The organism is Colidextribacter sp. OB.20 (assembly GCF_009911595.1).
Lineage (GTDB): Bacteria > Bacillota > Clostridia > Oscillospirales > Oscillospiraceae > Lawsonibacter.
Genome location: NZ_QWKG01000088.1, coordinates 1 through 13,612, shown reverse-complemented (window position 1 = coordinate 13,612; position 13,612 = coordinate 1). Strand labels below are relative to the sequence as shown.

General features: G+C 61.4%; 3 protein-coding genes and 1 pseudogene. 2 read left to right on the top strand and 2 right to left on the bottom strand.

The genetic code is table 11. The features are described from left to right. Nucleotides 1-1,966, bottom strand: a pseudogene (locus tag D1641_RS17175) (hypothetical protein); the annotation flags it as partial. 374 nt (nt 1,967-2,340) lie between these two features. Here D1641_RS17175 and D1641_RS17170 point away from each other — a divergent pair. Both D1641_RS17170 and D1641_RS17165 read left to right on the top strand, forming a co-directional pair. Further along, nucleotides 2,341-7,467 carry a chitobiase/beta-hexosaminidase C-terminal domain-containing protein gene (locus tag D1641_RS17170; protein WP_160667898.1) on the top strand — a complete coding sequence of 1,709 codons (5,127 nt, stop codon included), beginning with the start codon at nt 2,341-2,343 and terminating at the stop codon, nt 7,465-7,467. Between the two features lie 465 nt (nt 7,468-7,932). Then, a complete protein-coding gene (locus D1641_RS17165) occupies nt 7,933-8,715 on the top strand; it encodes a hypothetical protein (protein ID WP_160667896.1) in 783 nt (260 codons plus the stop codon). Nucleotides 8,716-9,481: 766 nt separating this feature from the next. Here the strand turns inward: D1641_RS17165 and D1641_RS17160 are convergent. Next, the coding region (locus D1641_RS17160; protein WP_160667894.1) for an S-layer homology domain-containing protein at nt 9,482-13,612 on the bottom strand (4,131 nt) is incomplete at its 5' end.

Sequence of the window (13,612 nt, the reverse complement as noted above, 5' to 3'; positions counted from 1 at the left end):
CCGCCACGCCGTCCCGGCCGATGCCGGCGCAGCCCAGCCCGCCGGCGGCGGTGAGGGTGCCGGCGGGGGACTCGTCCTCCTCTTCGGGCCCCAGGCAGTTGACGCACAGCAGGGTCCCCTCCCCCTGGGTGATGCCGGCGCAGCCCGCACCGCTGGCGAAGAGGTTGCTGGCCCCTCCGGGCAGCACCAAGGTCACGTTGTTCTCCTCCCCCAGGTCGAAGGCCCGGCCGGAGACCACCTGGCAGATTACCCCGTCCAGGGTCAGCTCCAGCGCCCCGATGCCGTCGGCCAGGGCGATCCGGCCGCTGAAGGGGACCTGGTTGGTGTCCACCCCGGTCCCGCCGGACAGGGAGGTCACCTGTGAGGAGAGGATATACAGCGTCTGGGTCTCCTCCTCATAGATCCAGTCCCGCTCCGCCTCGCCGCCGGTGACGTCGAAGGGGTTGGGGTACATGGTAACCTCCTCGAAGGTCTCCTTCCGCTTATTCCACTGGAGATAGGCGTACCGGGTCCGGAGCTGCTCCGGCCTCTCCCGGTCCCGGAACACCAGGCTGTGGGCCGGATAGCCCTGGTCCCCCCGGACCAGCCACAGCCGGGCGGGATCGCTCCGGAGCAGGGCCAGCCTGGTCTGCTTTCCGTCCGCCTCCAGGTCGGTGAGCCGCTCCCAGCCCGGGAGCAGCGACTTCCAGATCAGGTCGAAGGGCTCCGCCCTCCGGCCGGCAGCGTCGGTGACCTGGACCGCCCGGGCCATGAGGATGGCCGCCCCGTCCAGCACCACGGGGACGGTCAGCCTTCCCAGGGGCTCGGCGGAGTCCTTCTCCCCCCGCACCAGCACCGCGCCGCCGGTGAGGCGCAGGGTGTTGGTCTGGTCTCCCCGGACCGCGTCCAGCTCCAGCCGCCCCCCGCCCTCCAGGGTGAGGACGGCCCCCCGCTCCATCCGGACCTGGGCCAGCTGGCTCCTGCCCTCCGTGACGACCCGGGCCTGAGCGGTCTCCACCGTCAGCTCCGTTCCCGTCACGTCCCGGAGCTCCACCGTCCCGGAGCCGGTGAGCCGGATGGTCCCGGCCTGCCCGCCCGTCCCCTGGACGGTCACGTCCGCCTTGCCGGAAATCATCAGCTCGCCGGTCTCCTCCCGGAAGGTCACGCCGGACAGGTCCCTTCCGCTCACCCGGAGGGGGCCCAGGTCCATGGTCTGCACTGGCTCGGCCTGCCGGGGCGTCTGGACCTGGAGGGCCTCTCCGGCCTGAGCCGGGGCCTGGTCCGCCCCCTGCTCCGGGGCGGCCTGGGTGCTTTGCAGGCTGGACAGCAGGTCCATCATCAGCTCCAGATTTCCCCCCTGCATCCCTGCCAGCAGCTTGAGCAGGGTGGCCCCGCTGCCGGTCATCATCAGGTTCAGAAGGACCTCCTGGAGGCCCTGGGCCCCGCCGCCGGCCAGCAGCTCCTTCAGCTGGGCGATGCTCTCAATGGCCCCGCCGGTCAGCTCCTGGATGGCCTGGTCCGGGGAGACCCCCGCCTCCGCCTTTGCCAGCAGCCGCATCAGCAGCTGAGCCACATCCTTGATGTCCGCGCCCTTGTCCAGGAAGAGGGGGGTGTCCCCCACGGCGGCGCTGGCGATCATCCGCTCGATCTCCCCCGACAGCTGCTCCAGCTCCTTCTGGAGGGCCTCCCGGTCCACGTCGCCCCCCTCGGCGGCCTTCCGGGCCAGCTCGGCCAGGCGGTCCAGGCTGTCCTTGATCTCGTCCAGGGCGCTCTGGCCCGTCTGGAGGACCCGGCGGCCCTCCCGGATGCCGTTCTCCATCTGCGCGGCCCTGCTGGCCATCTCCTGGAGGGTCTCTGACACCTTCAGGCCCGTCGCCCGCGTCACCGCCTGGCTCTGCCCGGCGGCGGACGCCTTCTCTCCCCTGGCCGTCCCCTGATACTGGGGGGACACGAAGCTCCGGTCCCTGCGGATCCTTAATTCGTCCACTGCAAACGCCCCTTTCCTCGGTACTCTGATGATAGTATATCGGCCAGCCGGGGGCAAAACATAAGAAACGTCCCCCTTTTCCCCGCAAGGGGGACGGGAGCTTTGAGCTCTCTGTAGGGCGGGACGACTCGGCCCGCCATGTATTTGCCTGGTCCGGCGGCGCGCCGGGGTCGTCGCGCCCTACAACCAGAAACGCAATCCTCAGCGGGGGGCGAAAATTCAAAGAAAACTGTATTCTTTCTTATTATAGACTTGCCTTTCAGGGGCGGATATGATATTCTAAAAGCTGGGTTAGCGCGTGGGACGGGACCGCACAGAAGCCGCCCGCGCGGGCGTAGAGAGCGCCATATTTTAAAATCAGGAGGTACATACACATGAAGAAACGTTTCCTGTCGGCGTTGATGGCTCTGGCCGTTGCGCTGACACTGCTGCCCGCCAGCGTCCTGGGCGCCGGGGCGGCCCCTGCGGACGAGGAGGTCCTGTGGGTGGCCGGTTCTGTCGAGGACGACGGCATAAGCAGCGACGAGCTGCTTCTTGGATATCTGGAACAGATATCCTTCGGCGACAGCGGCATCTCCCTCTTTGCCGATCACAGCAGCTTGCTTTCAGCCAATGCGAAGAAAGCCTACAGTGCGCTGAAACCCTTGGTCGCCAAGGTTGCCAACGGCACACTGGCTTCCACTAAGTTTAATATAGGCGTCAAGCTCGATGATGAGGGCGACAGAAAAGCACTCATGACAGTGCTGATGGCCGACTGCCCCTATGACCTGTACTGGTATGACAAAACTGCGGGTTATGTTTACAGTTCTGACGGAAGCTTTTCCTTCGCTGTGGCTAAGGCTTATGCTACGAGTAAAACCGAAGAAGTTGAGTTTTCTGGCGGAGTGAAAAAAACTTATCATTTTGAAGCTGATCGTAGCCTGACCGGCGCGGCGTCTAACGCGGTAAGCACCGCAAACAAGATTGTCAGCGATAACGCCGGCAAGTCCGATTATGATCGGCTGAAAGCGTACAAAGACGAGATTTGCCGGCTGGTGGACTACAACGACGGCGCGGCTGCCGATCCGGATCCCATCTACGGCGATCCCTGGCAGCTGATCTATGTATTCGACGGCGACCCCAAAACAAAAGTCGTCTGCGAGGGCTACGCCAAGGCCTTCCAGTACCTGTGCGACCTGGACGACGAGCTGGCCTGCTACACCGTCAGCGGTGTGATGTCCGGCGGAACCGGCGCTGGCCGCCACATGTGGAACATCGTCACCCTGGGCAGTAACAACTACCTGGTTGACGTGACCAACAGCGATACCGGCAGCATCGGCCAGAACGGCGGGCTGTTTTTGGCCGGAACGGCAAACGGAAGCTGGAACGGCACTTATACATTTGCTATCCCCGGCCAAGGCAGCATTTCCTTTGCGTATGACACTGATATCCAGTCGATTTACGGTCAATCTGTTCTGAAGCTGGCCACCGCGGATTACACGTATGAAGCCCCTAAGCCGACCAGCATGGAGATTATTGACTCGGACGGCGGGGAGCCCTTTACTTCTCTCCAGATTGGCAGCGACGCACAGTACAAGGCCCGGTTCCTGGACCAGAACGGCAATACAATCCTCGTTAGCGACACTGATGTGGATTGGAAATTGAGCGAAGGTGCTCCGGCGACGTTCGACCAGACGACTCTTGGGTATGGTACTCCTATCGTCAATGTCAACAAAAACGCGCAGGCTGGCGAGGAGTTCACCCTGACCGCGACTTATAAGGGGAATACCCAAATCACGGCCGCGATTACCATCACCGTGACCGACAAGCCGGCGGAGTCCCTGGCTGGCGCGACGGTCACCCTGGGGAACGGGGTGCTGACCTATGACGGCACCCCGAAGGCGCCCACTATCACCGTCAAGCTCGGCACCAACACTCTGACCGAGGGCGAGGACTACACCGTCCTGTACAACGGCGAAGAAACTGCGCCCGCGACCCCCGGCAACGTGACCGTAACCATCGTCGGCAAGGGCGGCTACACCGGCCAGGCCACCCAAAAGCCGACCTACACCATCGGCAAGGCTACCCCGACCATCAGCGCCGAATCTGTTACTGTGTCCGTTGGCACAAAGATGGAGATTCCTGTAACTCTCACAGGCGTTGAGACTGGCGACAAGCCCACCGGGAAATTTGAAGCTACCAGCAGCAACACCAGACAATGCGATGTTGATACAGAACTTTTTGACGTCGTCATAAAGGGCGTTGCGAAGAATGAAGCTGGCGTAACGATTACCATTCGTTACTCTGGCGATGACAACTACAACGCCGTTTCCACAACCGTTAAGGTCATCGTCACTGACAAGGAGCTGGTGGCCGAGAGCGTTACCATTACCGGCGAGCCCTACCCCGGCCAGACGCTGACAGCCAGCGCCGTAAAACCGCAGGGCGACACGGAGCTGACCTATACTTGGGAGTGCGGCGGTGAGAAAACCACCGGCACGACCTACACAGTCAAGCCCACAGATGTTGGCAAGAAGATCACCGTCACTGTCACGGATACAGCTGACAAGTACGCGCCTGTTTCGGCTGAGGTTACCGCCACCGCGATTCCTGTGGAGATGACGTTGACCCTGGATAAGAACAAGGTCAAGTACGGCACAGACGTGCAGGCGACCGCCTCCGTCACCGCCAACGGCGAGGCCATCGAGGACGGCACCATTACCTACACCAGCTCCAACCCGGCCGTTGCCGCGATTGATGCCACCGGCAAGATCACAACGAAGGAAGTGGCGGATGACACCAAGGTCACCATCACCGCGACCTTCAAGAAGGCAGGCTACGAGGACGCCACCGCCGAGGCTGAGCTCACTGTAACCAGCCTGCCCACCATTGAGGTTACTGCGGACAGCTTTGAGAAGATCTTCGGCGACACCGCACCCTTCAACCTCAACGCCCGCTCCAAGAGCGAAGGTCAGACGATCTCCGCAACCTTCGAGTACAACCCCGGCTCAAACGGCGTGGTATCCGTTGATAAGGCCGGCAACGTGACCATCAACAAGGCCGGTACGGCGACCATTACGATCACCGCCAAGGCTGCCGGCTATCACGATGGCACCGCCACCGTCACCGTCACCGTGGCCCCGAAGTCCATCAGCATCACCGGCGCCACCGTGGCGGGCAAGACCTACGACGGCACTACTGACGCCACCGTTACCAATGTGACCTTCGATGTGGCGGGAATCAAGTACACCGCCACCGGCGAGTTCGCCGACGCCGATGCCGGCGCAGGCAAGAAGTGCACCGTTACCGTGTCTCTGGACAACCCCAACTACACCCTTACCGAGGATACCTTCGACACCACAGCCACGATCAGCAAGGCCGCCCTTGCCCCCCAGACCATGAACGCCATGGTGAGCACCGCTGAGGGCGCTGAGCCTGTGGTCATCGACCTAGCGCAGTACCTCCCCAAGGACTGCGGCGGAACGCCCAGCTACGCCGACGCGGCTGTCACGGACGGCAAGCTGACCGTGAACGCGGCGGGAACCACTGTGGTTACTGTCTCCGGCATGACCAACTATGAGGACCTGACGATTACAGTCAATGTCACTGCCACCGACAGGACCCTGGTGAAGTTCGACATCAAGGCCGGCGATGTGACCTACGACGGCAAGGCGAAGGACGCCGCCGTCAAGTGCGACCCCGCCGACGCCAAGTATGAGGTCAAGTACACCGGAAAGACCGTCAAGGGTGACACTTACGAGAGCACCACCGCCCCCACCAACGCGGGCAGCTACAAGGTGACTGTCTCCACCCTGGCGGGCGACACGAAGTACGCCGGTGTTGCTGAGGCGACCTTCGAAATCAAGCCCGCCCAGGTCACCGTCAAGGCGGACAGCATGACCATCATTGCGGGTCAGCCTCTGCCGGAGTTCACCAGCACTCCCAAGGTGGACGGCGTTACTGTGACCTGCCCCTCCGCCGACAAGGACCTGATTGGCAGCTACCCCATCCGCATCAGCGGCCCCGACAAGTCCACGGACGGCAACTACGTCTACAAGTATGAGGGCGGCACCCTGTACGTGTCCGCCATCAACGCGCCCACCGCAAGTCCCAAGGGCGGCAATTACACCGGCGGGCAGAGCGTAACCCTCAGGGCCGGCGCCGGAGCGACGATCTACTACACCCTGGACGGCACAACTCCCACCAACAAGAGCAACGTGTACGCCCGCCCGATCTCCCTGCCCAACGCCACCAAGACCACCACAATCATGGCCATCGCGGTGAAGGACGGCGCGCAGAGCGGCGTGATGACTGAGACCTACAACATCACCGCCAGCAGCAGGCCCAGCGGCGGCGGCTCCAGCGGCGGCGGTGGCAGCGGCTCCACCGGCTCCTCGGTCACGGTTCCCGTCTCCGGCGATCAGTCCTCCATCCGGGTGGACGCCACCGTGTCCGGCAATACCGCCACAGTGACAGAGATCGACCTGGACAAGATCGAGAACGTGATCGGCGACGATGTGCGCACCGGCATGGTGGAGATCGACTTCAGCGGTCTGTCCAACACCATCAACACCGTGAAGCTCCCCGCCGACGCCATCGGCGAGATCGCTGACGCGGCCAAGTCCTCCCGCAACGACGTGGACGGCCTGACTATCAAGCTGTCCGCCGGCGAGATTTCCTTCGACGGCGACGCCCTGGCCGCCATCGACTCCCAGTCCGGCAGCTCGGTCACCCTGACCATGACCAAGGCCAGGACCTCCGACCTGAACGCCCGCCAGCGGGAGCAGGTGGGCTCCGCTCCCGTGTATGACCTGACCCTGAAGAGCGGCAGCAAGAACATCACCAGCTTCGGCAACGGCCTCATCACCGTCTCCCTGCCCTACACCCTGAAGACCGGCGAGGACGCCTCCCGCATCGTGGTCTACTACCTGGACGGCAGCGGCAATATCCAGGCCTGCGAGACCATGTACAACGTGCGCACCAAGTCCGTCATCTTTACCACCACCCACCTGTCCCTGTACTACATCGGAACCGCCGCCACCACGATTGTCGTGGAGAAGATCCCCGCCAGCGGCATCGCCTCTGCCAGCACCCAGACTGTTGAGGTGGACGGCAAGGCTGTCGAGTTCCAGATGTACGCCCTGCTGGACGCCAACGGCAATGCCACCAACTACATCAAGCTCCGTGACCTGGCCCATGTGCTCAACAGCACCAAGGCGACCTTCTCCATTGGCTATACCAATGAGACAGGCATCACCATCGTCACCGGCCAGCCCTATCAGGACAACGGCTCCGAGATGAAGACCCCCTTCTCCGGTGCCCGCGCCTACACCGGCGGCGCGCAGTCCGTGCAGATCAACGGCAAGCCTGTGGCTATGACGGCCATCAACCTGCTGGACGACAACGGCGGCGGATATAACTACTTCAAGCTGCGCGACCTGGGCATCGCCCTCGGGTTTAACGTCAGCTGGACCGCCGAGCGGGGCGTCTTTGTAGAAACCGACAAGCCCTATGTAGGATAACCGAAACAGCGTCGGCCCCCGGCTTCAAGCCGGGGGCCTCCTTTTGCCTGTTTTTGGGCGTGCTCCGCCCTAACTTCCATTAAATGTATGAAAACGTACCACTTTTCCTCCCTGCACACGGTAATTGAGAGCGGAAAAAGGCCTCCCTCAGGAGGACGCGATGCGTGTAGGGCGCGACGACCCCGGCGCGCCCTTGGAATCAGGAGGAAACGGCGGGCCGAGTCGTCCCGCCCTACAGAGAGCGGCAGCTGTGTAGGGGCGCACATTGTGCGCCCGCCGTTAACAGACCGGGTCCGAAAAAGCGGGCGGACAATGTCCGCCCCTACAGGAGACTCTGAGCCCTCGTATACTTCGTATATTTTGCTTCGCAAAATGCAATCCTCCGCCCCAGTTTGCGAACTGGGGCACCTCCTTTCGAAAGGAGGCTTTTTTCGTTCTCAAGACACTTTTCAAGGAGGAACGACAATGAACGCAACACCAAACTACAATCTCAACCAGTGGGACGCCTCTGACCGTGTCCTGCGCACCGACTTCAACGCCGACAACGCCAAAATCGACGCCGCCGTCAAGGGGGTTGACAGTCGGGTGGACAGCCTGAGCAGCTCGGTCAGCGCTATCAACACCACCCTGGGCACGAAGGCGACCACCACCGCGCTGAACTCCGCCGTCAGCCGCATTTCCTCTCTGGAGAGCGGCAAGGTGGACAAATCCGCTCACAGCTCGGACGTCTCCGCCCTGCGGAGCGAGAACTGCTGGGTGAAGCTGGGAGCGGCCTACACCACTGCCGAGGGTCAGACCGCCTCCGTCACCATTGCCGGCATCAGCGGCTACCGTGAGCTGGAGATCGTCTTTCGGGGCTGCGGCACCAACAAATACGTCGGCGACCTGCGCCTGGCGGTCAACGGAGTGGAGGACCCCGCCTGCATCGGCAGCGAGGGTGACTTCACCAGCACCTCCAAATATCTGCTCCTGGCCCGGTTCGCCACCCGCGCCACCCCCGGCCAGGGCTATGGCGGCGGCACCGCCCGCCTGTTTCCCCTGTGGCCGGATGAGCTGGTGGCGCTCAGCTCCAGCTACATAAGCCGGAGCGAGACCAATCGGGACTTCGCCAACACCCTCTGGCACGGCCGCCAGGTGCTCACTGTGTCCCCCGCCAACTCCTGGAGCGGCATCCGCTCCCTGGTCATGTCCGGCGAACAGCCCCTCCTCGCCGGGTCCGGTTTTACTGTCTATGGGCTGAAAAAATAGCAAAACCGGCCCCTTGAGGCCGGTTTTGCTTTACATTCTGTCGAATCTATGGTATACTGGCCTCAACCAAAGCGCCGCTTTGGCCAGGCGCGTCAGCGCCGGGCGGAGGGGCTGCTGTTGAACGACGCGGGCGGTTTAGCCACATCCTCGAAAGGGGGTGAGGTACATGCCGATTACCTTGACGTTTCACGTCTTCGGATGTGTAATCACGATTCGGGTAAAAAGCGAAAACCGCCACTCGGGCAAGTGACGGTTTTCTGATTTAGAAAACACAAACTGTCTGGGCTGAACCGTCTGCTCAACGGCAGTCCCTTTGCCTATACTATACCAGCTTCCGCCGGTCTTGTCAAGGCCGGTCTTGCTTTACATTCTGTCGAATCTATGGTATACTGACCTCAACCAGAGCGCCGCTTTGGCCAGGCGCGCCAGCGCCGGGCGGAGGGGCTGCTGTTGAACGACGCGGGCGGTTTAGCCACATCCTCGAAAGGGGGTGAGGCCCGATGCCTTTGACAATGACGTTTACATTCCGCTTTCGCGGTTACATTGTAACGCTCCAGGTCAGGGTAAGATGAAACCGCCACCCCGGACGGTGACGGTTTCTCTTTTTTAGAAACCCAATCTAACGGGGCTGAACCGTCTGCTCAACGGCAGTCCCTCTGCCTATACTATACCAGCTTCCGCCGGTCTTGTCAAGGTGCGGTTTTCTGAAATAAAGGCCCCCCGGGCTTGCGCCCGGGGGAATTGTGATACTTAAGGGTGAATTACCTCAGCCCGCATTACCCTGACTTTGCTCGGTGCTGGGATTCTGAACAGTAGACTGGGTATGGGTGGTCAGGGGGCAGGCTCTGATTGCTCCCTCTGCATTGACCTGGGTGTCAACGACAGCTGTCGTACCGTCTGCTCCCCAGAAACCTCCCGTACTCCAGCTGTAGACGTGGGTGATGGGGGCTCCCGCGTCCCCGAACCCTCCATAGCTGGCCTTGAAGGTCAATCCATCCTCAGAGAGAGTGTTCACAGCGTATTTCTTGTTAACGTTTCCCTGAATCCAAGTTCTGGCCTCCTCATCAGTGCCCGGGCCCATCTTCACAGGCGCACTGAAGGTCAAGGTCACAGTGGGGAGGGTTACTTCCCCATCGATCCCCTCAACGGTCAACGTCTCCACGGATGCCTCAGCCCGAATAACCCGGATGGGCTCAACGATCTCCACCTTGATGGTGACCTTGCCGGAGGCGGTCTTCTTATTTCCGTCCTCGGCACCCAGGATGTTCTCCAGAGCCAGGGTGTGCGTGCTGTAGTCGTACAGCGCCTGAACTTCCTTCGGATCGGTCACACCGTCAATGCCAGTGATGGTGCACTTCGCCTTGATGGTGCCGCCGTATCCGGTGGTGTCCTTCGGCTTCAGAGTAACCTTCAGGTTGCCCGCCGTCTCGGTGGACAGCTCACTGGAGGTGCCCTCGCCCTTCACAACCAGCCAGCCAGCGGGAGCAATAACCTCAACGCTGTAATTGTCGATCACGATGGTCTTCAGATCGACCTCGATCTCGCCCTCAGTGGGAACGCCAGCGGCGCTCAGAGTATTAGCCGCAATCGTAGCTTTGCCAGTAGCCGTAGTCGTCACTGTGAGGTTCGCATAGAAGTCGCCGCCGACAGTGATGTCAGCCTTGTTCATAGCAGAGGTCTTCAGAACCGCGCCATCGGGGATGGTGAACTCAACGACCAGGTCGCCGTTTGCATTAAACTGCTGCTTGGTGACAGTAGCGTCGGTGCCGTCGGGGTTCTTCAGGGCTACAGTGATGCGGGTATCCACAGCGGCGGCCTCGAACTCGACAGCGACGGTGACCTTCTTATTCGCACCGATGTCAGAAGCCTGAACGGTGTAGGTGTAGGTGCTGTCCTCGTTGGCAGTGACAGTCTCGTCGTTGACCTTGACGGCCTTGACCTGCTTGCCGGCGGCGGGCTCAGCGGTGATAACCAGCTTGTCGCCGGTCCCCACCTCAGCGCCGCTCTCCAGGGCCTTGTCGCCAACCTTCACGGTGAAGCTGCCCTCAGCGGCCTCGGGCGCGGTCCACTCTACAGTGGTGGTCTGGGGCACAGCGGTCTGATCCTCAGGAATCTCGACCTCGCCGCTGGAGGGCACGGTGTAGGAAACCTTGCCGGTCTCGGGATCGACAGGGACATTCGTGCCGTTGATCTTGATGGACTTGGGCAGGTCATAGCCGAGCTCGGGGGTCAGGGTGAACTCGATCTTGTCGCCGGCCTTCAGACCATTCAGGTTGGTGGCGGACTTGCCGTTCACATAGAAGCCGCTGGCGTTCATGCCGGTGAAGACGCCGGTCAGGTTGCCCAGGTCGGAGCTGAGCTCATACTCCACCACATAGACCAGCTTGGCCAGGTTCTTGTCGGTGTCGTCCTTGATGACGCTGACATAGGTGCGCTTGGTATCCTTGTTCAGCTTGATGTCGGTATCGTCGATGATGTAGCGGGCGCCGGCGGAACCGGTCACAACGCTGACCTTATCCATCTTGTCGCCGCTGATGATGACGAACACGGTGTCGTTGTTGATGACCCACTGGCTGTCGGCGGGCTTGCCGTTGGGCTTGTCGGTGTAGGCGTTGGTGTACAGGCTCTGGACGCCGGCGGCGATGGCGCCGTAGGTGGTGATGTTGACCTTCTCGATCTGAGTGGCCACACCGTCGTCGTTCTCACGGACGATCTTGTACAGGCCAATGCCATCGAACTGGTCGGTGAGGATGCACTTGTTGTAGTCCACCTCGACGTCCTGCTTCACGCCGTCCACATAGGTGTTCTTGGCGGGGAACAGGGACACGTCGTAGCCGTACTTGTCATCCTTGTAGGTGCTGAAGGGGTTGTTGGCGTTGACATAGAAGTAGGTGGAGTTGTCGTTGTAGCGCTCACCGTCGATGATGAACACCACGTCGGCCACCCGGTCGTTCCGGACGTCCACCACATAGAAGTCGGCATCCAGATAGTTGGGCACCTCTTCATAGCCAGTGTACAGGGTCTTGTCCTTCACGTCCACGAAGGCGGTCTTCTTGTCCACGATGTAGCGCTCGTTGCCCTCAGTGTTCTCCACGGTGATGTAAGCGGCGCCGTTGACAATGCTCTTGTCGCCGTCAGTGCGGTCGTCATCCTGGCTGAAGATCAGGCTGGCGCGGTTGTCGCTGAGCTGAGTCAGGGTGTACACGCCGTTCTTGTCCTTGCTGTAGCGGAAGACGCGCTGGTTCAGGGTCTCGTCAGGCTTGCCGCTATCGGCAGCGTCCACGCCGATCAGGTGGCTGTAGCCATCCTTCATCAGCTTATCCTCGGTGACCTTGTTGTCCGCGCCCAGGTTGGCCGCATTGGGCTTGTTTTTGTCGTTCTTGTTGTAGGCGTAGACGTTGTTCTCGGTGGAATCCCCCTTAAAGTCAGCGCCGCCCTCAGCATCGGTTGTGACGTTCGCCTTGTAGTTGGTGAACTCGTCGTCCACGTCAACGCGGGCGCTGGTGCCGTCAGCAAAGACGACCTTGGCCTGGATGCCCATATTGTCGTGGGTGTCGGTCACATACAGGTAGTTGCGGGAGATGTCCTCCAGGGCCTGGAAGCCAACCACGAAGCCGTTGGGGTCCAGATACAGGCGGTACTCAGCGTCCAGGTCGGGGTGGTTGCTGTTGATATCATCCACGTCATCCCAAGTCAGTCTGGAGTAGACGTGCTTCTCGGTGTCCTCCAGCCGGACCCAGTCGCCGTCGTTGTCCTTGTCGCTGTCCAGCCACTTGCGGACCTCGCGGACAGTGCCCTCGACCTTGCCGGTCTCATAGACGTCCTGGATGAAGTAGTCGCCGGAGTTGCTGGCGCTGTTGCGGTCCTCGTTGTCGATATTGACGATGACGAAATCGTCCTCGGCAAAGTCGGCGGTGTAATACTCGTTGTCCAGCGAGTACTCGCAGTTGCCCACGCGCACGTCGATGTAGCGGCCGTCCTCGTCCTCACGGGCCCGCAGGACCTCGGCCATGTAGTTCCAGATGGTGACCACACGGACGGTCTCGTTCACGGAGTCGATGTAGATCTCGGTGGTCGCGCCGTCGCCGGAGAAGCGCTCAGCGGTCAGGCTGCTGCCGCTGATGAGCCAGTTTTCGTCATCATCGATGGGACGGGTGGTGTAGCCGTTCTTCAGGTCGCCGTCCACATAGTAGCTCCAGCTGTAGGCGCTGTTGGTCTTGCACAGGCTGGAGCCCAGGTCCTTATAGACCTTGTCCTGCTTGGTGTTGCCGGTGTAGATGTAGTCGGGCTCATAAGCGACGGTGATGATCTCGTCCTGAGACAGCATCTTCACCCGGTCGGGGCGCAGGCTGCCGTCCTCATTCAGGCCGTAGGCGTCGCTGCCGGTATTGCCCTCGCCGCTGTTGCCCAACCGATAGCTGCCGGTGCCCCAGGTGGTGCCGGGACGGCCGTAATCGGTGGTGTCGTTGCTGCGGTACACCAGGCCAAAGTTCTTGTAGCCCAGGGTGTCGGTGTAGTAGAAGGTCAGGGCGTAGATAATGCCCTTGTTCTCGTTGTAGTACACGCCGAGAAGCTCGTTGTACTGCACGGGAACGGTCTTGGTGATGGTGTTGAAGACCATCTCGGCCACGTTGTCACGGGCCAGCTCGGCATTGGTGGACAGGTTCAGGTTGCCGAACATCTTGATCTTGCTGGCCTGAGCGATGGAGGCCAGAGCCCAGTCGCTGGCCTGAGCGATCTCGTTGCCCTTGAAGTAGCCAAGAGCGCGGGACAGCATCAGGGCGGCCTGAGCGGTGGTCACGGTGTCGTTGGGGCCGAACCGGCCGTCGCCGTAACCGCCAATGATGCCCAGCTGGGTGGCCAGGTTGATGTAGCCAGTGTAGTAGTCGTTGGCGCC